The 21186-nt window shown below is 71.9% G+C and carries 19 protein-coding genes and 1 tRNA gene; 11 read left to right on the top strand and 9 right to left on the bottom strand.

The annotated features are described in order from the left end of the window. Nucleotides 1-18 precede the first annotated feature (18 nt). Together ACFC1K_RS12305 and ACFC1K_RS12300 are read right to left on the bottom strand one after the other, a co-directional pair. Complete coding sequence (locus ACFC1K_RS12305) at nucleotides 19-1584, bottom strand: hypothetical protein (protein ID WP_375871856.1); 1566 nt, start codon at nucleotides 1582-1584, stop codon at nucleotides 19-21. Beyond that, nucleotides 1560-3146: an ATP-binding cassette domain-containing protein gene (locus ACFC1K_RS12300; RefSeq protein WP_375871855.1), complete on the bottom strand. Its 1587-nt coding sequence runs from the start codon at nucleotides 3144-3146 to the stop codon at nucleotides 1560-1562. The genes ACFC1K_RS12305 and ACFC1K_RS12300 overlap by 25 nt, the downstream gene beginning before the upstream one ends. A gap of 195 nt (nucleotides 3147-3341) precedes the next feature. Here ACFC1K_RS12300 and ACFC1K_RS12295 point away from each other — a divergent pair, with 195 nt between their 5' ends. The 4 genes from ACFC1K_RS12295 to ACFC1K_RS12280 all read left to right on the top strand — a co-directional run bounded on the left by ACFC1K_RS12295 (nucleotide 3342) and on the right by ACFC1K_RS12280 (nucleotide 6762). Next, nucleotides 3342-4034, top strand: coding sequence for an NTP transferase domain-containing protein (locus ACFC1K_RS12295; protein WP_056367826.1), 693 nt, complete (start codon nucleotides 3342-3344; stop codon nucleotides 4032-4034). Between the two features lie 64 nt (nucleotides 4035-4098). Next, a complete protein-coding gene (locus ACFC1K_RS12290; RefSeq protein WP_375871854.1) occupies nucleotides 4099-5049 on the top strand; it encodes a hypothetical protein in 951 nt (316 codons plus the stop codon). A gap of 10 nt (nucleotides 5050-5059) precedes the next feature. Beyond that, nucleotides 5060-5293: a hypothetical protein gene (locus ACFC1K_RS12285; protein WP_310291624.1), complete on the top strand. Its 234-nt coding sequence runs from the start codon at nucleotides 5060-5062 to the stop codon at nucleotides 5291-5293. A gap of 80 nt (nucleotides 5294-5373) precedes the next feature. Further along, on the top strand, nucleotides 5374-6762 hold the full coding sequence (locus ACFC1K_RS12280; RefSeq protein ID WP_375871853.1) for a phosphotransferase: 1389 nt from the start codon (nucleotides 5374-5376) through the stop codon (nucleotides 6760-6762). 24 nt (nucleotides 6763-6786) lie between these two features. Here the strand turns inward: ACFC1K_RS12280 and ACFC1K_RS12275 are convergent, their stop codons facing one another. Beyond that, entirely contained in the window at nucleotides 6787-8067 is a 1281-nt protein-coding gene (locus tag ACFC1K_RS12275; protein ID WP_375871852.1) for a CDP-glycerol glycerophosphotransferase family protein, read from the bottom strand. 109 nt (nucleotides 8068-8176) lie between these two features. Here ACFC1K_RS12275 and ACFC1K_RS12270 point away from each other — a divergent pair, with 109 nt between their 5' ends. Then, entirely contained in the window at nucleotides 8177-9202 is a 1026-nt protein-coding gene (locus ACFC1K_RS12270; RefSeq protein ID WP_375872402.1) for a glycosyltransferase family 2 protein, read from the top strand. 21 nt (nucleotides 9203-9223) lie between these two features. Here the strand turns inward: ACFC1K_RS12270 and ACFC1K_RS12265 are convergent, their stop codons facing one another. The 3 genes from ACFC1K_RS12265 to ACFC1K_RS12255 are packed head-to-tail and all read right to left on the bottom strand — an operon-like array spanning nucleotide 9224 to nucleotide 13681. Continuing rightward, entirely contained in the window at nucleotides 9224-10675 is a 1452-nt protein-coding gene (locus tag ACFC1K_RS12265; RefSeq protein ID WP_375871851.1) for a CDP-glycerol glycerophosphotransferase family protein, read from the bottom strand. Then, nucleotides 10672-11946, bottom strand: coding sequence for a CDP-glycerol glycerophosphotransferase family protein (locus ACFC1K_RS12260; RefSeq protein ID WP_375871850.1), 1275 nt, complete (start codon nucleotides 11944-11946; stop codon nucleotides 10672-10674). Before ACFC1K_RS12260 ends, ACFC1K_RS12265 begins: the two co-directional genes overlap by 4 nt. Before the next feature lie 46 nt (nucleotides 11947-11992). Then, a complete protein-coding gene (locus ACFC1K_RS12255) occupies nucleotides 11993-13681 on the bottom strand; it encodes a S1C family serine protease (RefSeq protein ID WP_375871849.1) in 1689 nt (562 codons plus the stop codon). 118 nt (nucleotides 13682-13799) lie between these two features. Here ACFC1K_RS12255 and ACFC1K_RS12250 point away from each other — a divergent pair, with 118 nt between their 5' ends. After that, complete coding sequence (locus ACFC1K_RS12250) at nucleotides 13800-14999, top strand: aminotransferase class I/II-fold pyridoxal phosphate-dependent enzyme (RefSeq protein WP_375871848.1); 1200 nt, start codon at nucleotides 13800-13802, stop codon at nucleotides 14997-14999. Between the two features lie 9 nt (nucleotides 15000-15008). On the opposite strand, the gene ACFC1K_RS12245 is transcribed toward ACFC1K_RS12250, so the two are convergent. After that, entirely contained in the window at nucleotides 15009-15812 is an 804-nt protein-coding gene (locus tag ACFC1K_RS12245) for a carbon-nitrogen hydrolase family protein (protein ID WP_375871847.1), read from the bottom strand. Further along, nucleotides 15809-16327 carry a DUF6328 family protein gene (locus tag ACFC1K_RS12240; protein WP_375871846.1) on the bottom strand — a complete coding sequence of 173 codons (519 nt, stop codon included), beginning with the start codon at nucleotides 16325-16327 and terminating at the stop codon, nucleotides 15809-15811. The genes ACFC1K_RS12245 and ACFC1K_RS12240 overlap by 4 nt, the downstream gene beginning before the upstream one ends. Nucleotides 16328-16420: 93 nt before the next feature. Between ACFC1K_RS12240 and ACFC1K_RS12235 the strand changes: the two genes are divergently transcribed. Beyond that, nucleotides 16421-16494: transfer RNA gene (locus ACFC1K_RS12235), tRNA-Met, on the top strand. A gap of 91 nt (nucleotides 16495-16585) precedes the next feature. On the opposite strand, the gene ACFC1K_RS12230 is transcribed toward ACFC1K_RS12235, so the two are convergent. Beyond that, a complete protein-coding gene (locus ACFC1K_RS12230) occupies nucleotides 16586-17014 on the bottom strand; it encodes a MarR family winged helix-turn-helix transcriptional regulator (RefSeq protein ID WP_375871845.1) in 429 nt (142 codons plus the stop codon). Nucleotides 17015-17140: 126 nt separating this feature from the next. Between ACFC1K_RS12230 and idi the strand changes: the two genes are divergently transcribed. The 4 genes from idi to crtI are packed head-to-tail and all read left to right on the top strand — an operon-like array spanning nucleotide 17141 to nucleotide 21184. Continuing rightward, nucleotides 17141-17692 carry an isopentenyl-diphosphate Delta-isomerase gene (gene idi / locus ACFC1K_RS12225; RefSeq protein ID WP_310291656.1) on the top strand — a complete coding sequence of 184 codons (552 nt, stop codon included), beginning with the start codon at nucleotides 17141-17143 and terminating at the stop codon, nucleotides 17690-17692. Further along, complete coding sequence (locus ACFC1K_RS12220; protein ID WP_375871844.1) at nucleotides 17689-18744, top strand: polyprenyl synthetase family protein; 1056 nt, start codon at nucleotides 17689-17691, stop codon at nucleotides 18742-18744. Before idi ends, ACFC1K_RS12220 begins: the two co-directional genes overlap by 4 nt. After that, the gene (locus ACFC1K_RS12215; protein WP_375871843.1) at nucleotides 18741-19622 is read left to right on the top strand and encodes a phytoene/squalene synthase family protein; all 882 of its coding nucleotides are present in this window, start codon (nucleotides 18741-18743) and stop codon (nucleotides 19620-19622) included. The genes ACFC1K_RS12220 and ACFC1K_RS12215 overlap by 4 nt, the downstream gene beginning before the upstream one ends. After that, nucleotides 19619-21184, top strand: a complete 1566-nt coding sequence (gene crtI / locus ACFC1K_RS12210) for a phytoene desaturase family protein (protein ID WP_375871842.1) — start codon at nucleotides 19619-19621, stop codon at nucleotides 21182-21184. The genes ACFC1K_RS12215 and crtI overlap by 4 nt, the downstream gene beginning before the upstream one ends. The last annotated feature ends 2 nt before the right edge of the window (nucleotides 21185-21186 follow it).

The raw sequence follows: 21186 nt of genomic DNA, 5'->3' as shown, positions 1-21186 counted from the left end.
CGGGCCCGTCCGCACGAGTCAGGTGGACTCCGCGAACTCCATGAGGCGCCCACCGCGACGCTCGAAGACGATGGCTCCGACGCCGATGCCGACGACGAGCACGCCGAGGCCGATCGCCAGGCCTCCCCACAGCGCCGTGTTCGCGGCCTCCGTGTCGCGCTGCAGGGCCAGCCAGCCGCACCACAGGACCGGTGCCGACACCACGAGCGCGCCGGCCATGACACTCCCCTGCGCGATCGCGCCGTTCGCGCCGGTGCGCTGCGGCTGCTGGAACGGACTCTCGCCGGGCCGCGACACCGCGTAGGGCGCGACCACCGACGAGATGCTCGAGAGCCCCAGGCCCGAGAGGAACAGCGCGGCGCACACGCCGGTGAGAGCCGGGAGCACCGCCCAGCGTCCGTGCAGGAGCGTCGCCACCGGGATCGCGACGGCGAGCAGAGGAACCCCGACCAGCAGCACCGGCACAAGCCGGCCGAGGCGGTCGGAGACGCCGCGCACACCGCTGGCGATGTGCATCCACACCGCGGTGGAGTCGTAGGCGATGTCGTCGTGCGGCAGCCAGCCGAGGAAGAGCGCCGCGAAAGGCACGGGCACGAGGGCGACCAGCTCGGGCGGGACGCCGGCGATGAGCAGCGGCACCACCGTGATCGCGGCTGCGAACGGGATCACGAGGCCGTTCACGACGTAGCGTCGGTCGCCGAACCAGTAGACGAGGCTGCGCGCGGCGATCGCACCGCCGGGAGTGCCCGGGGCGACGCCGAACCATCCGAGCCCGCCTCGCTCACGCCCGGTCCCGGGGCGCTCGGTCGTGGTCAGCAGTCGGTTGACCGCCCACACCCAGATCATCGCGAGAAGGACGATGGTACCCACCGCGATGAGCGCGGACAGCCACGCGTCGCCGCCCGTGATCACCATGCCGGGCACTGCCCACGCCGCACCGAGCGGGGTGAGGGCCAGCCAGTCCACGGCCTCGAGCAGCTGCGGCGGGACGCGCCCCTGCCATTCGAGGGAGGCGAGGAAGACGCCCACCGGAACCACCACGACGAGCACCACGAGGACGAAGACACCCGAGAGCTCGCGCGAGCGCCGGTCGCGGAGGAAGAGCGAAGCCAGCGCCATGCACACGCGCGCGAGCAGGACGCACGTGAGCACCCCGAGCAGCACGCTCACGATTCCGACGATCACCGGCACACCGTGATCGGCCCACACGATGGCGGAGCACACCGCGACCGCGAGCAGGACCAGGATGGGCACGCTGAGGAAGCCCGCGACCGCCAGCACGAGGGCGAGGCCTCCCCGCGGAAGGCCGAACAGGGCGAATCGCCGGGGGTCCAACGGGTCCTCCACGGCGCCGAACAACGGAGCGAGCGCGAAGCCGAGGGTCACGGCCGAGCCCCCGAGCACGGTGACCGCGAGCACCTCCTCGGTGGAGGCATCCCCCAGCGTCAGCAGCGCCCAGCAGGCGGAGACCGTGGCGGCGACGAGGATCACGAGCCCGGTGACCACCCGCGCGACATGCCCCCCGTGACCGCGGAACGTGCCGAACAGCAGCGCGAGCCTCAGTCGGAGAATGTGTGCAGCCACTCGAGGCCCTCCACATCGCTGAGCCCTCCGGCCAGTTCGACGAAGCGCTGCTCGAGCGTCAGCTCGCCGCGCACCTCGTCGACGGTGCCCTCCGCGAGCACCTGGCCCGCCACGATGACCGCGACGCGCGTGCAGACGCGCTCGACGAGGTCCATGCCGTGGCTCGAGAGGATCACCGTGCCGCCGTGCGCGACGTAGGTGGAGAGGATGTCGAGGATGATCGCGCTCGAGACCGGGTCGACCGCTTCGAACGGCTCGTCCAGCACGAGCAGACGCGGCGAGTGGATCAGCGCGCCCGCGAGCATGACTTTCTTGAGCATGCCCGCGGAGTAGTCCGAGACGCTCCGGCCCAGCGCGTCCTCGAGGTCGAAGGCGCGTGCGAGGTCAGCGGTCCGGCTCTCGACGACGGCGGGCGGGAGCTTGCGCAGCACCCCGTAGTAATAGAGGAGCTGACGGCCGGTCAGGCGGTCGAAGGTGCGCAGTCGATCAGGGAGGACCCCCATCATCCGCTTGGCGGCGAGCGGCTTGGCCGCCGCATCCACTCCTCCGACGTGGATCGTGCCGCGATCGGGTTCGAGCAGGCCCGCGATCATCGAGAGCGTGGTCGTCTTGCCGGCGCCGTTGGGGCCGACGAGACCGTAGAACGTGCCCGCCGGGATCGTGAGGTCGATGCCGTCGACGGCGTGGGTGCTGCCGAAGCGCTTGGTGACGCCGCGCAGCACGAGAGCGTTGGCGGATGCCGCGGCCGCCGTTGCGGCCGCGTCCAGCGAGACGGCCGCGGCCAGGGCCTCGGGATCGAGGGTCGTCGTCGGCTCCGGGGCGGGAGCGGGCAGCGGCACCGGCTGGAGTTCAGCGGGCGCGGGGGCGTGCTCCAGCGCGGCGGCGTCCGGCTCGGCGGGCGCAACCGAGGGCTCGACCGCGGGCGTGGGCTCCACGACCCCCGCGGGCTCGGCCACGGGCGCGGACTCGACCACGCGCTCAGCATCGACCACCGCCGCGGTTTCGGCAAGAGTCGTGTGCTCGACGTCGGCCTCCGGCGCGGCGGCCGGTTCGGGCACGACCGGGGTTTCGGGCTCGATCGCGGCCTCCGGCTCGGCCTGCGGCTCCGCCTCGATCGCGGGCTCCGGCTCGGCCTGCGGCTCCGCCTCGATCGCGACGTCGTCCGTTGCCGCGCCGTCTTCGACGGGCGTCGCGTCTTCGACGGGCGCCGTCCGCGCAGCATCCGCCGGCGAAGCGTCGCCCGCGTCGGGCAGCGGCGGGCGCGGCGGCACGACGATGCTCGCGGCGGCGCTGGCCGCGAGCTCGAGATCGCTCGGAAGGGGCGGCGGCGGCCCCGGATCCGGAGCGGGGGCCGGCTTCGGCTTGGACGCGGCCGGCGTGCGCTTCTTGCGCGGAGCGGCGGCGGGTTGCGAACCGCCGTCGGTGCGCGGCTTGCGCGGCGGGCGGCGGGGCTTGTCGGGAGCCGGTGAGACCGTATCCGCGAGGCGTACGACGCGCGCGCTGGAGTGACGGTCCGGCTCTTCCGGATCGATGTCATTCGGCACCGGGAGGGAGGCTGTCACTGAACCAACGTATCAAGCGGGCCTGATCGCGGCCGAGTTCGTCTCGCCGCGTCGCGACATTCGCGTTATGTCACAAATCGGCAACGGGAGCCGTCCATTATGCGCCTTCCCAGGCCTCATCGCTACCATGGTCGAGGCACGAAGGGGTGTCCCGCCGGTGAACCGGCAGTGAATCACGCACTTCAGGAGCAGATTTTGACCCTTCAGACCGTCATCCTCGCAGCCGGAATGGGCTCGCGACTCGGCCGCAGCCTGCCCAAGCCCCTCACGGAGCTCGGCGACGGCCGCAGCATCATGCAGCAGCAGCACGACAACATCCGTGCCGCTTTCGGCCGCGAAGCCAAGATCACCACCGTCGTGGGCTACCGCGCCGAGACCATCGTCGAGGCGTTCCCCGACGTCGACTACGTGTACAACGACCGCTACGACCAGACCAACACCTCCAAGAGCCTGCTGCGCGCCCTCGCCAAGACGGGCAAGGGCGGCGTGCTCTGGATGAACGGCGACGTGGTCTTCGACCCGCGCGTGCTCGGCCGCGCCATCGAGCTGATCGAGCGCGACCAGTCGTTCGTCACGGTCAACACCTCCAAGGTGAGCGACGAAGAGGTCAAGTACACGGTGACGCCGGAGGGCTTCATCAACGAGCTGTCGAAGACCGTCAAGGGCGGCATCGGCGAGGCCGTCGGCATCAACTACATCTCGAGCCGCGACAAGAAGGCGTTCATGCGCCACCTCACGCGCGTCGACGACCAGGACTACTTCGAGCGTGGCCTCGAGCTCGCGATCGCCGAGGACGGCGTGCTGCTCGAGCCTCTCGACATCTCGGACCTGTACGCCGTCGAGGTGGACTTCGCCGAGGATCTCGAGCGCGCCAACCTCTTCGTCTGACGGATCGCTCCGAGGCTGTCAACCCCGAGCCTGCGCTCAGAGTCGGGCGCATAGACTCGGCGCGATGACCGACAAGGTTCACCAGATCCACTCCCTGTCAGGCGACGCGCCGTGGCAGGGAGGCCTTCCGCCCGCAGGGTCCGACGAGCATCCCTTCACGATCCGTGCGCTCGACCGGGTGCTCGCGATCCAGCGGCCGGTCGTCCTCGCGCACCTGCGCAGCATCCGTCTCCGGCATCCGGACTCCTCCCCCGCGGACATCGTCCGCATCCTCGAGCGGCGCTATCTCGCTGCGGTGACCACCGGCGGCGCCGCGGTCGGCGCGACCGCGGTCGTCCCCGGGATCGGCACGGGCGTGACGCTGGCGCTCAGCGGCGTCGAGACGGTCGCGTTCCTCGAGGCGACCACGCTGTTCGCGCAGTCGGTGGCCGAGGTGCACGGCATCCCGGTGTCGGATCCCGATCGGGCACGGGCTCTGGTGCTGACGCTCATGCTCGGCAAGGAGGGTGTCGACCTCGTCGCGCAGCTCGCCGGGCAGGCCGCCGGGCGCGGTCCCTCCCGTTCGGGCTACTGGGGCGAGCTGATCACCAAGTCGCTCCCCCGCGCGGCCGTCGGACCGCTCGTCGACCGGCTCAAGACGACGTTCATCCGTCAGTTCGCCGCGCGGGGCGGCGCCTCGTGGATCGGCAAAGCGCTGCCGTTCGGCATCGGCGCGGCCATCGGCGGCGCCGGCAACAACATCCTCGGGCGGCGGGTGCTCACCGGCTCCCGGCGGGCGTTCGGGGTGCCTCCCCACGTGCTGCCTCCCGAGCTCGAACCGCGCCCCGGCGCCGACAGGATCGAGCGGCTCGCCGGACGCGGCATCCGTCGCGCCGGCGAGGCGGTCGTCGGCGGCGTCACGCGCGGGGCGTCCGGGGCCCGCCGCATCACCGCCCGCGTGATCCGGCGCACGCCGGAGGCGATCGAAGCGCCCGTTCCGACCGAGGACGGAGCCTCCTCCCCGCCGGCGGGGTGACAATGGCGGTATGGGTCTGTTCAGCAAGCTTCCCGAGGAGCCTGTCGAGTGGGCGGGTCTGCCGTCAGAGCCTGCCCGCACCGAGACGCAGGCCGAACGATTGACGGATGCCGCATCCATCGATGTCGGCGGCCTCGGCCTCGGCGACCTCGCCGTCGGCGGAGGAGCCGTCGAATCCATCGTCATCCCGGTGGCGCCGGTCATCGAGATCGCGGAGTATCAGGAATCGGGCGAGGACGAGTAGCGGGCGAATTCCGCCACGTTCTGTAAGCGCTTGCAGCGCGTCCTCGACACGCGCACGACGACGGGCATACGCTCACAGGTATGGACAGCACGTTGGCGTGCCTCGCGGCATGGATGCCGCGGCAGCGCTGGTACGCCGCGAAGGGGCGCCCACCCAGCCTGCGCCTGCTCTCGTGGTGGGATCTGAGCGCGGAGTCCGGCGACGCCGACGACGCGGACCCCGGCGCACGCATCCGCACATTCCTCGTCGCGGATGAGGGCGCTCTACCGGCCGTGCTGTACCAGATCCCGGTCGTCGAGCGCGCGACGGAGAACGTCGACGCCGACCCCGACCATGTCATCGGCAGTCCGGTGCCGGGAACGACCTTCATCGACGGCCCCTTCGACCCCGCGTACGCCCAGGCTCTGCTGCGCCTCATCACGGTCGGGGGCACCGCACACGGACCGCAGACCACGGCGATCGGGCGGGTCGCAGGCTCGGGCGGAGCCCCGTCTCGGGCGACGTCGCGGGTGATCAGCGGAGAGCAGTCGAACACGTCGCTCATCTTCGAAGGCGACGGCGCCCCGGTGATCTGCAAGGTCTACCGGCAGCTGCACGCGGGCCTCAACCCCGACATCGAGCTGCAGGAAGCGCTGGCCGGGGCCGGATCGCCCCATGTGCCGCGCCCGGTCGGCTCGATCGAAGGGACGTGGCCGGACCTCACCACCGCGCACGGCACCGTGCGCGGGTCCCTCGCCTCCGCGCAGGAGTTCCTGCCGGGCGTCGAGGACGCATGGCGCGTCGCGCTGCAGGCAGCAGCGAAGGGTGACGACTTCCGCGACGCGGCGCGCGCGCTCGGCACCGCGACCGCCGAGGTGCATGTCGCCCTCGCGGAGTGCTTCCCGACCCGCACGGCGACGGACGCCGACCGCGAGGCGACGGCGGCCACGTGGGAGCGGAGGTTCGCGATCGCCATCGCGGAGGTCCCCGAGATCGCCGGTCAGCGGGATGCCGCCGCGGCGGTGTACCGTCGCGCGCTCCAGGTGCCATGGCCGCCGCTGCAGCGCATCCATGGCGACTTCCACCTCGGGCAGGTGCTGCACTCCCCCGACCGCGGCTGGATCATGGTCGACTTCGAGGGCGAGCCGCTGCGCCCGATGGCCGAGCGCACGCAACCCGATCTCGCGCTGCGCGACGTGGCGGGCATGCTCCGCTCGTTCGACTACGTCGCGGGTTCGCTGCGCCTGGACGACCCGGATCGCTCCGCCGACGCCGTGCGCGCGTGGGCGCGTGACGCCCGCAGGGCGTTCGTGGACGGATACGCCGCGTCGGCGGGCGGGCTCGACCCCCGGCATCCGCTCCTCGCCGCGCTCGAGCTCGACAAAGCGGTGTACGAGGCGATCTACGAGGCCCGCAACCGGCCGACGTGGGTCGCGATCCCGCTGCGCGCGATCGCGCGGCTGGTCGAGCGTCCTGCCCCGGTGGCCTGACGCCCTCGGCCGGGCGTCGCGGACTCAGCCCTCGTCGTCGAGGTCCGCTTCGTCCTCGGGCTCGTCGTCCTCGGCATCGGCGACCGACCGCGCGTACCAGGAGTCCCAGTCCTCCATGAGGCGCTGCACGGCCCCGTGGAATCTCGCCGTCGCCGAGCCCGGTGCGGTGTCGCCGAAGTAGTGCGTCACCCATTCCTCCAGGCGCGCGACGGCGTCGGGGTCTGAGAGCACGCGCTCGGTCTGGGCGACGATGTCGGGAGCCGCAGCCACGTCGAGCCACTCGCAGGCCGACAGGTACCCGTGCGTGTCGATCGCGGCGGCGGGGTCGGCCGGCCGGGTGATCATGAGCGGCTTGTCGGCCGCGAGCCGGTCGTAGACCATCGCCGAGATGTCGACGATCGCGACGTCCGCGGCGGCCAGCTGCCAGCCGAGCTCAGGCCCGTCGTCGAAGACGTGCTGGGCAGAGGGATCCGCGGCATTCGCTGCGTTCAGGGCCGCGATGATGCGCTTGTTCGCGGCCCCGTACTCGTGGTTCACGACTCCCGAGCGCGGGTGGGGGCGGTAGATCACGCGATGGCGCCCCGTGGCCAGGAGTGCGGTCACGAGCGCCTCGCCGTGCGTGGCGATCGAGCCGTAGTGGGCCGAGGGGCGGTCGCCCTCCCACGTGGGCGCATAGAGGACGACCGTGCGCGCGTCGGGCGTGTAGGGCAGGGTGCCCGAGTAGTGGTCGGCCTGCGGGCGCCCGATCTCGATCGTGCGGCGCGCGATGTCGTAGTCCCACAGCACCCGCGAGAGCCGCTCGCGCGCGGCGTCGCCCGCGATCATCGCGTAGTCGTACGCCTTGTACTGGTTCGTGGTCATGTACATCTTGTCGGACTCGCCGTGGTTGATGAACACGTGCCAGCGACGCCCGTACCGGAACATCTGGAAGTTGCGCGTGTTCTGGTTGACGTACAGCACGACGCGGATGTCCTGCTTGGCGATGAAGCGTTCGAGATCGCGCACCGTCGGAACGAACGCCACCGGAAGCGCCCCGTCGGCCAGCAGCGCCTCGGCGCCGGTGGCGGCGCGGCTCAGCACGACGACCGGCCAGGTCTTGGCGAGGTCCGCGAGCGGCTTGTACCACTGCCGCATCTGGTACATGTTGACCGCGCCGTCGGCGAAGTAGACGGCCACCCGGTACTGGAACGGCGGGTGCGGCGCCCGGCCCGCGAGGGTGCGCCGCACATCGATCACGGCCGAACGATTGCGCACCGCCTTGCGGACGAGAGCGACCGCCTTCTTTCCATCCGAGACCAGACCCACGCTTCCAGCCTACCCAGGGCTCTCATGACATGATCGACGCGTGCATGTCGAGCAACACGGGCGCAGGGACGCTCCAGTCCCTCCCCCCGGCTCCGGCGTGAGCTTCGTGATGCCGGTGCTCAATGAGCGCGACTACCTCGGCCGTGCGGTCGAGACGGTGCTCGCACAGGATGTCCCCGGCCCGACCGAGCTGGTCCTGGCTCTCGGCCCCTCGACGGACGGCACCAACGCGCTGGCGGCGGAACTCGCCGCCGGCGACGATCGCATCGTGCTCGTCGAGAACCCGGGCGCCGACATCCCGATCGGCCTCAACCTGGCGATCCGCGCCGCGCGGCATCCCACCGTGGTGCGCGTGGACGCGCACTCCGAGCTGGATCCGACATACGCGCGACGGGCGCTCGCGACCCTCGCCCGCGTGCGCGCCGCGAACGTGGGCGGCGTCATGCGCGCCGACGGCCGCACGCCGTTCCAGCGTGCCGTCGCGCGCGCCTACAACTCCCCCATCGGCCTCGGCGGCGGCGCCTACCACGGCGGCACTCAGGAGGGCGAGGCGGAGTCCGCCTACCTCGGCGTCATGCGCCGTGACGTGCTCGAAGAGGTCGGGCTGTTCGACGAGAGCATCCGGCGCGGCGAGGACTGGGAGCTGAATCTGCGCATCCGTCGCGCCGGCTACCGCGTCTGGTTCGATCCCACCCTGGCCGTGACCTACTGGCCGCGCGAGAGCTGGGCGCGCCTGGTCCGTCAGTTCTCCGCGACGGGCCGGTGGCGAGGGGAGCTCGTCCGCCGCTTCGGGCGCGGCAACTCGCTGCGGTTCTTCGCGCCGCCGGCGCTCGTGCTGACGATCCTGCTCGGGATCATCGTCGGCGTGCTCCAGCTCACCGGTCTGCTGCAGGGATGGTGGTCGGTGGCGGCATCCGTCGTCTACCTCCCCGTGCTCGCGTACGCGGTCCTCATCGCCGTCGTCGCTCTCGGCCGGGGTGGCGGGCACGGATGGCGCGACAAGCTGTGGACAGCGGCCGTCCTTCCCTCCATGCACCTCGCGTGGGGGTGGGGCTTCCTCCTCGGAGTGATCGGCGGCGCGCACGACACCGTCGACACCTCCCGCCTCGGAAGCCGCAACACGCCGCTGCCGTGACACCCGGCGGGCGGCCGGCCGTCAGGCGTCGATGAAGCCCTGGTCCAGGATGCGTGCCACGACCCGCTCGGCGGCGTGGCCGTCGTCGCGGGCGTTGAACTTGTCGCGCCACTGCGCGTAGCGCGATGCGTACTTCTCGGTGTCGTCCGCGGCGAGCGCGGCCACCAATTCCTCCTGCGTGCGCACCATCGGACCTGGTGCGTGCGCGGCGAGGTCGAAGTAGAACCCCCGCAGTTCCCCTCGGTAGTGCTCCATGTCGGGCACGAGGAAGTACATCGGCTTCCCGGTCACCGAGTAGTCGAACATCACGGACGAGTAGTCGGTGATGAGCGCATCGGCGACGAGCAGCAGCAGCGAGGTGTCGGGGAAGCCGGTGACGTCGATCACCCGGGGGCCTTCCGCGTCACGCCCGGGCAGCAGCGTACGCGAGTGCCCGCGCACGAGCACGACAGCATCGGCGGCCGCGGCGAGCGAGACCGGATCGATGAAGTCCACGATCTGGTCGCGGTCGTCACGCCACGTCGGCGCGTACAGCAAGACGCGCTCGCCGGGACGGATGCCGAGGGCCTCGCGCGTCGCCGTGCCGTCGCCCGCGGTCAGCACATCGTTGCGCGGATACCCCTCGACCCAGACCGGACGCGTGAGGAACGCGTACGCCTTGCCGAGGATGCGCGCGGCATAGGGATTCTGCGCCAGCAGGATGTTCCAGCGGCGGGACTCGCGGACGACCGCCGCCGTCCGGCGCGGGTCGAACCCTGGCCGGTGCAGCGCGAGGCGCTTGAGAGGCGTGCCGTGCCAGGTCTGCAGCACGACCTGGCCCTTGCGCCGGGCGAACCGGCGACGCAGCCAGTCGTTGACCACGAGCAGTCGCGCGGCACCGCGAGCGCGCCACCATTCGGGGCTGCCCTCGACCACGGGGATCGCGCCGTCCGGCACGGCGACCGACAGGTCGACGACGCTCCAGTAGCGGGTCACGTCCGGCGCGCGGCGCGCGACCTCCCGGTCGATCGCGAGAGGGTTGCAGCTGGCGTTGCGGCCATAGAAGCTCTCGAAGAACACCGCGTTCTCGAACCCCGTGGCGGGTCGGGTCGCGTAGCGGCGTTCGAGGGCGTCCTGCCCCTCACCCGAGTCGTACGCGGGGTCGATCGGGGGCCCGACACGCAGGGTCCACCCCTCGAGGCTCGCTCTGAGCGTTCCGAGCTGCGTGAGCGGGAGCACGTCAGGGGGACGGATGCCTCGGCCCCCGGCATCCGCGATGCGCACCTCGTAGGACCCGGCAGGCAGTGGCAGTTCCGGGCCGCCCCAGCGCGCGGCGCGCAGCGGGAGCGTCGCCGTCCACGTCTTGCCACGGCCGGTGAGGCGCGCGGTGACGCGGGCGCGGGCGCCGACGATCTCGACGGAATCGGGCCGCTCCCCTTCGCCCGAGAGCACGAGAGCCGGGCTCCCCTCCGTCGTGAAGCGCGCGTCGGTCATCCGGTTCCTTCCCTCGGGCCGTCGTGGACCGTTCCGGCCAGAATCGCACGGTACACCCTCTCGGCGTTGCGCCCGTCGCGGAAGGCGTGCACCCGCGCGTCCAGCGCGACCGCCCGTTCGACGCGGCGCGCGCGCTCGGCATCGTCGCCGAGCACCGCGTCCAGCTGGGTGGCTGCCTGCGTCCAGTCGATCGCCCAGTCGTCGCCCGCCACGTCGGCATAGGTGCCGTAGAAGCCGCGTCTGCGCGCATACTCGTCGACGTCGGGCGCGAGGAACAGCGTGGGAAGCGGCACGAGCGAGGCGTCGAATGCGAGCGACGAGTAGTCGGTGACGAGGGCGTCGAGGCCGGGGAGCAAGGGGGTCACGTCTGCGACCAGGTCGCTGCCGAGCGACTGCACGCGGTCCGTCGGGAACGGCGGGGCGTAGTCGCCCGCGCCGAGCGGGTGCGACCGGACGAGGAGCGTCGCGTCGTGGCGCCTCAGCACGTCGACGATCTGCGACCACTCCTCGGTGGTCGGCACCGCGGGGTCGAGCGCGCCGTCGCGCCAGGTGGGCGCATAGAGCACGAAGCGGCTCGAGGGCTCCACGCGGGCAGCCGCGCGCCCGATCGCGGCGCGGGCCTGCACGCGACGGTCCTCGGCGGTGCCGCGGGAGAGCACGTCGACGCGAGGTTCGCCGGTCACCGGCACGCTCTCGTCGCGCAGTGCGAAGGCGGATTCGAGACGGCCGCGGACGAGGTGCGAGGCCGCCGGAATCACGCGGATGCGGCGCGCGGCACCGCGGTACATCGATCTCAGGAGCCCGCGCACCGTTCCGGCGGCGGGTGTGGCGGCGACGACGCCCGGCACCCGCAGCGTCTCGGGCGAATCGACCCCGATCCGCTTGAGCGGGATGCCGTGCCACAGCTGCACGACGAAAGCGCCCGACACGGCGTAGCGGTTGACGTCCCCAAATCCGTGCGTGACGACGACCACCCGGGCGCGCGCGGTGCGCCACAGCCCGCGCAGGGAGCGCTTGGGAACCGTGCGGATGCCGCGGGCCGCGGCATCCGTCGCCTCCTTCGCCGACCCGACCAGCCACACGGGACGGCGTCCGTCGGCGGCCGCCACCTCCCAGAGCGCCAGTGCACCGTCGCCGATGCCGACCGCACAGCCGATGACCCACTCGTCGCGCGAGCGGGGCACGAGGAGGGTGAGGAGGCGTCCGGCGGCGTAGAGCGGGATCGTCGCGAGCTTCCGGGCGTTCCCCGCGCCGAACGAGAAGGACGCCATCCCGCGAGCCTACCCGCTGCGGAATGGCGTCCCTGTGAGGTGTGGACTACTGGAGCGACCCCAGCGTGACCTGGACGGTCTGCGTCTTGCCGTTGCGGACGTAGGTCACCTCGGCGTCGCTGCCGGCCGCGGCGGCGCGCACCTGCGCCGTGAGGTCGGTGGCGTCGGTGACGGGAACGCCGTTGAAGGCGGTGACGATGTCGCCCTTCTGCAGGCCGGCGGCGGCGGCCGCACCGCCGTCGGTGACGGCGTCGATGTAGGCGCCGGTGATGGTCGAGCCCTCGACGGATGCCGCGGCCTTCACGTTCGCGCCGAGCAGACCGTGGGTCGCCGCGCCGTTGTCGATGATCTCGCCGGTGATGCGCTTGACGATGTCGGACGGGATCGAGAAGCCGACGCCGATCGAGCCCGAGCCGTCGGAGGACGAGCCGCCCGCGGTCGCGATCGCCACGTTGATGCCGATCAGCTTGCCGTCGGAGTCGACCAGCGCGCCGCCCGAGTTGCCGGGGTTGATGGCGGCGTCGGTCTGGATGACGGAGATCGAGATGCTCTCGGTGGCCGTCGACTGCTGGTCGCCCTGACCGAAGTCGAAGCGGAACGGGCCTTCCTGATTGTTCTGGTCCTGCTGGTCCTGGCTGTCGCCGCCCGAGTCGGGCGCCGCCGACGACGCGATCGAGATCGAGCGGTTGAGCGCGCTCACGATGCCTTCGGTCACCGAGTTCGCGAGACCCAGCGGCGCGCCCACTGCGACGGTCGTGTCACCGACGTTGAGCTTGCTCGAGTCTGCGATCTCGATCGGGGTGAGGTCCTCGGCGTCCTTCAGCTTGATGACGGCGAGGTCGTAGGTCGGGTCGGTGCCGACGACCTCGGCGTCGTAGACGCGGCCGTCGGAGGTGGTCACGCGGATGGTCGCGTCACCGGTCGCGCCGTCGAGGGTCACCACGTGCGTGTTGGTGACGACGTACCCGTCCTTCGTGAGCACGACGCCCGAGCCGGTGCCGGCCGCCGACGAGCCGGTCGCCTCGATCGTGACGACGCTCGGCACGACCTTCGCGGCGATCGCGGTGGTCTGGTTGACGGAGTCGGTGTCGTTGACAGTGACCGTCGACGGTCCCGCGGCGGGCGATGCGCTCACCGGGGCGAACCAGGTGACGCCGGCGTACGCACCGCCGAGGCCCGCAGCTCCGCCGACGATCGCGGCGGCGACGATGAGGCCGACGACCTTGCCCGCGCCGGACGACTTCTTGGGCGCCTTGGTCGCGGTCGGCACGGCGCCGGTCGAGCCGGCGATCGGCAGCGTCGGCTGGGCGTCCGCAGCGGCTACGCCGAACGCGGCACCAGGGGCGCCGGGCGCCGGCTGGCCCGCGTAGGAGTGGGGATAGGGCGCGGGCTGGCCGGCGTAACCCTGCGGACGGGCGTACGCGTACGCCCCTGCCGGGTAGCCGGCGGGCGGCACGGGCCGGGTCGGCGCGGTCGGCTGCACGTGGGCCGCGGGCTGCGCGGCGGGTGCGCTCGGCGGAACCGGGGGCAGTGCGGCGGCTGACGCGGCCGGGGTCACGGGCGGTGCGGGCTGCGCGGGCGCGGCGGGCTGCGCGGGCTCGACGGCTTCCGGCGCGGCCGCGGCGGGGGCCGGGGTCTCGGGCTGGGCGGGCGTCTGCGCGGCGGCCTCCGCGGCCGACTGCGAGGGGACGGCGGGGGTCTGGTCTTCCGGGCGATCGCCCTGGATGTCGCTCATGGTTGCTCCTTCTGCCAAGCACTCACCACTGTGCCCACCGATGCTGTGCGTTTCTTATGTCGCGAATGGGACTCGCCTATGCAACGGGGATGAGCCCGCCCGGTATTACGGTGAAGCGATGCGACAGATCCCCGGAGCATGGCGCCGCACAGCCGCGGGCGCCGGACTCGTCGGTTCCGACGGGTCGATCCACCCCACCATCTTCGCCGAGATGTCCGCCCTTGCGGCGCGTACCGGCGCGATCAATCTCGGGCAGGGCTTCCCCGACGAGGACGGCCCGGCCGAGGTGCTCGAGGCAGCGCGCTCGGCCATCGCGAACGGCGTCAACCAGTACCCGCCGGGTCGCGGCATCCCGGATCTCCTCTCGGCCGTCGCCGAGCATCAGGAGCGGTTCTACGGACTGCGCCTGGATCCCGCGCGCGAGGTGCTCGTGACGGCGGGCGCGACCGAGGCGCTCGCCGCGGCGCTTCTCGCCCTCATCGACGGTCCCGACGACGAGGTCGTGGTGTTCGAGCCGTACTACGACTCGTACGCGGCGGTGGTCGCTCTCGCCGGCGCGCGGCTCGTGACGGTGCCGCTGCGGTGGCCCGACTTCCAGCCCGACCTCGACGAGCTGCGTGCCGCCGTGAGCGACCGGACGCGCGTCATCCTCGTGAACGATCCCCACAATCCCACCGGGGCCGTCTTCGGCGCCGACGTGCGCGACGAGGTCGTGCGTCTCGCCGAGCGCCACGACGCCGTCATCGTGACCGACGAGGTGTACGAGCACCTCGTCTTCGACGAGCCGCACGTGCCGATCGCGACTCTCCCCGGCGCCGGGGAGCGCACGCTGACGATCTCGTCAGGCGGCAAGACGTTCTCGACGACCGGCTGGAAGATCGGCTGGATCTCGGGTCCCGCACCGCTCGTCGACGCCGTGCTCGCGGTCAAGCAGTTCCTCACGTACGTCAACGGCAGCCCGTTCCAGCCCGCGATGGCCGCCGGACTCCGGTTGGGCGATGAGTTCTTCCGGGGCATCGCCGGCACGCTGCGCGCGAAGCGCGACCTGCTCGGCGCAGGGTTGCGCGCAGCCGGGTTCGACGTGTCGATGCCCGCCGGATCCTATTTCACCGTCGTGGACGCCGCGCCGCTCGGAGCGACGGATGCCGCGACCTTCTGCCGCGCCCTCCCCGAGCGCGCCGGGGTCGTGGCGATCCCCCTCACCGCCTTCGCGACGCCGGAGCGGCGCGAGGAGTACGCGACGCTCGTGCGCTTCGCCGCCTGCAAACGCGTCGAGGTGCTCGAGGACGCGGCATCCCGCCTCGCCCGCCTCGGGTGAGCCTCGGCGTCAGCGCGGGCCGACGCCGAAGCGGCGGAGCGTCAGCGCGGGGTTGACACGGCGCACGCGCTCGATCGCGCCGACGTCGAGGTGGGCGACCGCGACGTCGGTCGACGTGCCGACGGCGGCGAGCTCCACGCCCTGCGGGTCGACGACGAGCGAGTTGCCCACGCCGAGGGGCGGCGGATGGTCCGCAGCGGCGACGAACACCGTGTTCTCGATCGCGCGGGCATGCAGCAGGGTGCGCCAGTGGTGCTCCTTGAGCGGACCGCGCACCCATTCCGCCGGCACCAGGAACACATCGGCCCCGGCGTCGACGAGCAGCCGCCCGACTTCGGGGAACCGGAGGTCGTAGCAGGTCATGAGACCGAACCGGAGTCCGCCGAGCTCGAATGTCTGCGGTTCAGCGGGCTCGCCGGGTTCGACCCAGTCCGACTCCCGCTGGCCGAACGCGTCATACAGGTGCAGCTTCCGATAGTGCGCGATCAGGCCCGTCGCATCGACCGCGACCGCGGTGTTGCGCACGCGCTCGCCGTCGCTGGCGCGCTCGAGCAGTCCGGCGACGATCGTCAGGTCGTGCTGCGCCGCGAGTCGCGTGAGCGCCTGCACGAAGGGGCCGTCGAGCTCCTGGGCGTTGGCGGCGAGCGACTCGTCGAACGGGTCGACGAAGTAGCTCGAGTATTCGGGGAACACGACGACCCGCGCTCCGCGATCGGATGCCGTGGCCACGAGCTGCGCGATGGACTCGAGGTTCACCGCGGTGTCGGCCGTCGGCGCGAACTGCGCCACCCCGATGGGGAGGGTCTCGGTCATCGTCGTGCTCCGTTCGTCCGGCGTCGCGCTCGAAGGATCGCGGGCACGACCAGCCACAGCGCGAAGAGAAGCAGTCCGAGCGGGATCAGCGCCCACCAGAATGCCGAGCCGCCCAGGACGACGTCGAAGACGAACGCCACGACGCCCACGAGGAGCACCGCGACGGTCCCGAGCGCGGTCACGAGCGCATAGTGCCCGTAGTGCACCACCTCGGCCTTGGCCCGCTGCTGGAACAGTGCCCGATGCAGGGCGACGGGAGCCAGCGCGATGATCGAGCTGAGGGCGGAGAGGACGACGAGCGCGAGGTAGAAGGACTGCTGAGCCGACGTGAGCTCGCCGAAGGCCGGCTGGAAGGCCAGCGCGAGCAGGAAGCCCGTGAGGATCTGCGTGCCCGTCTGCAGGACGCGCACCTCCTGCAGCACCTCGCTCCAGTTGCGGTCGGCGCGCTCCTCCGGCGTCTCGTCGCGGCCGTCGACGCGGTCGTCTCGAGGGCCGGCGTCGCGCGCTGTGGACATGGGTTCATCCTCGCCCGCCGCCTGCGATCGGGGCAAGCGGACCGCCCCTGTGTCACGAGCACCCCAAACCCCGTGCTAGGCTATTCCTTGTGCCGCGGGGTGGAGCAGCTCGGTAGCTCGCTGGGCTCATAACCCAGAGGTCGCAGGTTCAAATCCTGTCCCCGCAACAGAAAACGAAGGAAGGGCGTCCCGTCGAGGGGCGCCCTTCCTTCTTTCGTGTTACGGCACGGTCGTGCGCGCCGAGCTCATCAGGGCGTCTCAGTCCTCCGGGTCCATCGCACCGCAGAGATCGTCGAGGAACCGCGCGATCACCGCGAGTTCCGCCTCGTCGTAGTCCAGCGCGACGGTTCGCATCGCCCGCAGCCGGTCGCCGAAGACCCGGAAGAACGCATTGCGCGCGTCCTCCGTGAGCACCACCACGCGCCCCCGCCCGTCGCTGGGATGCGGTCGGCGCTGGACATGCCCGGAATCCACGAGTCGATCCAGCAGCTTCGTGGTCGATGCCGTCGAGATGCGCAGGTGGCGGGCGATGTCGCGCGGACTGACCGAGCGTCCTTGTCGCTCGCGGATGATGAGCAGCCGAAGGGCGGCGACATCCGAGGCGTTCATGTCCATGTCGCCCTTCATGCCGCTGTGCATGCGCTCCATGGCGTCGCTGACGGCGCGGATGGACGTGAGCACACGCATCACCGCGTGCTCATGTTCCGTCTGTGGCAGCCATCGTTCGGACATCGTGGAAGTTCCTTCCGACCCGTTGTAGCATCGCACAAGAGGTATTGCTAGTTTAGCTAGCAATCTGAGAGGAATGATGGGATGCCCGACACCGACCACGTCGTCCTGCTCGACGACGACGGCCGCGCCATCGGCACGGCCCCGAAATCCAGCGTGCACGGCCCCGATACCGCCCTGCATCTCGCGTTCTCCTGCCACGTGGTCAACAGCGACGGCCAGGTGCTCATCACCCGCCGGGCTCTCACGAAGCGCACATGGCCCGGCGTCTGGACCAACTCGTTCTGCGGACATCCGCGCCCTGCCGAGCCGGTGCTCTCGGCGGTCCGTCGCCACGCGGACTTCGAACTCGGGCTCACGCTGACCGACCTCCGCGTCGCCCTCCCGCTGTTCCGGTACCGCGCCACCGATGCCAACGGGATCGTCGAGCACGAGGTGTGCCCGGTCTATACCGCCTACACCGACGACGAGCCCGTGCTCAACCCGCTCGAAGTCGTCGACGCGCAGTGGGTCGAACCGGAGGCGCTCGCCGTCTCGCTCGAGGCGACCCCGTGGGCGTTCAGTCCGTGGCTGGTGCTCCAGGCCCAGCAGCTCCACCTGTTCGAGACGCCATCGCGCGAGAGACGCGCGTCATGATCCCCGCGGCAGCCGACCCCGACCTGCGGATCGCGATCGACGGGGCGCTCGCGCGCATCCGCGAGCGCGCGTCGGAGCTCGGCCCCGCGTTCGGCGCCCTGGGTGACGCGATCACCCGTGCGGCGCAGGGCGGAAAGCGTCTGCGTCCCGCCCTGGTCACAGCATCGTTCGACGCGTTCCGCACCGGCGACGCCGACACGTCCGCCGTCCTCTCGGTCGCGGCGGCCTTCGAGCTGCTGCACACCGCGTTCGTCGTGCACGATGACGTGATCGACCACGACACGATGCGGCGCGGCGTGCCCAACATCGGCGGCGAGTTCCGCCGGCGGGCAGAGGACGACGGCGCCGACCCCGACGGGGCTGCCCTGGTGGGCGACGCCGCCGCCATCCTGGCCGGCGACATCCTGCTCCACGAGGCCTTCCGCCTGATCGCGATGGCCCCCACGGAGGACGCGACGCGGGACCGGCTCCTGACCCTGCTCGACGACGCCGTCCTGATCTCGGCGGCCGGCGAACTCGCCGACGTCGAGAACAGCGTCGCGGCGCGGCATCCGTCTCGGCTCTCGACGCTCGATACGGCGTTCAACAAGACCGCGGTGTACACGTTCCGCGCGCCGCTCCAGGCGGGCGCGCTCCTCGGGGGCGCCGACGGCGACGCTCTGCGCGTGCTCGGCGAGGCAGGCGGGCGCCTCGGGCTCGCCTTCCAGCTCGTCGACGACCTCATCGGCGCGTTCGGGACCACGGCGCAGACGGGGCGCGACACCGGGCCCGATCTCCGCGAGAACAAGCGCACCCCGCTCGTCGCACTGGCCCGTGAGTCGGGCGCCGCGCCGCGCGTCGACGAGGCGCTCGCCCTCGCTCGCACCGGCCCCGTCGCCGTGCGCGAGGCGCAGGTCGTGCTGGAGGAGACCGGGGCGCGGCAGCGCCTGGTGCGACTCATCGAAGAGACGCTGTCCGCTGTGCGGGCGGCGTCGCACGACCCCGCGCTCCCTGACCGGGCCGGCGCACTCCTGCGCACGCTCGCCGACGGCATCGAAGGACGGATCCCATGAGCACCGTGCGCACCGCGACTCCCACGGGACTCGCCCTCTACGATCAGGTGGCGGCGGATGCTGCGGCAACCGTGATCGCGCGGTACTCGACGTCGTTCGGGCTCGCGTGCCGGCTGCTCGGGCCGCGACCGCGACCGCATGTGCGCAACGTCTACGCCCTGGTGCGCATCGCCGACGAGATCGTCGACGGTCCTGCCGAGGAGGCCGGTCTGCCTCCGGAGGTCGCCGGCGAGATCCTCGACCAGCTCGAACGCGAGACGCTCTCGGCGATCGCGCGCGGCTTCAGCTCCAACCTGGTGGTCCACGCGTTCGCCGGGACGGCGCGTGAGTGCGGCATCGGCGAGGATCTCGTGCGGCCCTTCTTCGCGTCCATGCGCACCGACCTCGGCACGCACAGTCACGACGCGGCCTCCCACGACGCCTACGTGTACGGCTCGGCGGAGGTCGTCGGGTTGATGTGCCTGCAGGTGTTCGTCAACGCCGGGGCGCAGCATCCGCTCGCCCCCTCTCCGGAGCTCGTCGACGGAGCCCGGCGCCTCGGCGCCGCCTTCCAGGACGTGAACTTCCTGCGCGATCTCCACCACGACGAAGCCGTGCTCGGACGCGACTACCTCGGTCTGTCCTCTTCCGACGGGGAGCGCGCTGCGGTGCTCGATCGCATCGACGGCGATCTTGCCGTCGCGGCGAGCGCCATCCCGGCGCTTCCCGCCGACTGCCGCCGCGCGGTGACCGCCGCGCACGACCTCTTCGCCGAGCTCGCCGTGCGCCTGCGCGCGTGCGACGGGTCCGAGCAGCGGGTGCGCGTGCCCGACGCCGTGAAGGCGCGCCTGGCGGCCCGCGCGCTGCTGGGCTTCGCCCCGCGGGAGGTGCGCGCATGACGCTCGTCGACGGACAGCGCCGCGCGGTCGTCATCGGCGGCGGCGTCGGCGGGCTCGCCGCGGCGGCGCTGCTGTCGTCCGAAGGCTGGGACACGACCGTGTTCGAGGCGCGCGACGAACTCGGCGGGCGCGCAGGGTCGTGGGAGCGCGACGGCTTCCGGTTCGACACGGGCCCCAGCTGGTATCTCATGCCCGAGGTGTTCGAGCACTTCTTCCGGCTGCTCGGCACGACGGCGGAGCGCGAACTCGACCTCGTGCCGCTGGATCCGGCGTACCGTGTGTACTCGGATCCGTCGACCGGCCTCTCCCCGCTCGACGTGCGCTCCGGCCGCACCGAGGCCGCCGCGCTCTTCGAGAGCGTCGAGCCCGGCGCGGGCGCCCGCCTCGACGCGTACCTCGACTCCGCCGCCGACGCGTACGACCTCGCGGTCTCGCGATTCCTCTACGACACCTATGAGACGACCGCGGGCCTTCGAGACCCGGCACTGCTGAAACGGATGCCGCGGCTCGCGCCCCTCTTGACCCGCAGCCTCGCCCGCCATGTCGAGCGTCGGTTCACAGATCCGCGGCTGCGTCAGATCCTCGAGTACCCCGCGGTCTTCCTCGGAGGCTCGCCCTACGGCGTGCCGAGTCTGTACCACCTCATGAGCCATCTCGACCTGGGCGATCGGGTGCTCTACCCGCGCGGCGGGTTCACCGAACTCGTGGGCGCGATCGCGCGACTGGCCGAGGCATCCGGAGTCGCGATCGAGACCGGCGCACGGGTCACCGCGATCACCACGGAGGCCGGGGTCGCGACCGGCGTCGAACTCGCCGGCGGACACCGCGTGCCGGCCGACCTCGTGGTGTCGGGCGCCGACCTGCACCACACCGAGACCCGTCTGCTCCCCCGCGCCGAGCAGACGTATCCCGAGGAGTGGTGGCGTTCGCGCACGCCGAGCCCCGGCGCGCTGCTGGTGATGCTGGGCGTCGAGGGGCGGCTTCCGGAGCTCGCCCACCATACGCTGCTGTTCGCCCGGGAGTGGCGCGCGAACTTCACCGACATCTTCGGCGCCCGCCCGCGCATCCCCGCCCCCGCCTCGCTCTACATCTGCCGTCCCAGCGCCACGGACCCCAGCGTGGCGCCGCCGGAGCACGAGAATCTCTTCGTGCTCGTCCCCGTGCCCGCAGACCCCCAGCTGGGGCACGGGGGCATCGACGGCGGAGGCGACGCGGCGATCGAGGCGGCGGCCGACGTGGTGATCGCGCAGATCGCCGAGTGGTGCGGCATCCCCGACCTGGCGGAGCGCATCGTGGTGCGCCGCACTGTCGCCCCCGGCGACTTCGCCGACGACTTCGGCGCCTGGCGCGGCAACGCGCTGGGCCTCGCGCACACGCTGGGTCAAAGCGCGGTCTTCCGGCCCCGGAACGCTTCGCGCGAGGTCGAGGGTCTGTCGTACGTCGGCGCCTCCACCCTGCCGGGCATCGGCCTGCCGATGTGCCTCATCTCGGCCGAGCTCGTCGTCAAGCGTCTGCGAGGGGATCGCTCCCCCGGTCCCCTCGCAGAGCCGGCGAGGGTGTGACG

The organism is Microbacterium sp. NPDC056057 (genome assembly GCF_042266945.1).
Taxonomy (GTDB): domain Bacteria; phylum Actinomycetota; class Actinomycetes; order Actinomycetales; family Microbacteriaceae; genus Microbacterium; species Microbacterium trichothecenolyticum_C.
Note: the sequence above shows the minus strand (reverse complement) of the source record. Positions and strands in the feature narration are given on the sequence as shown.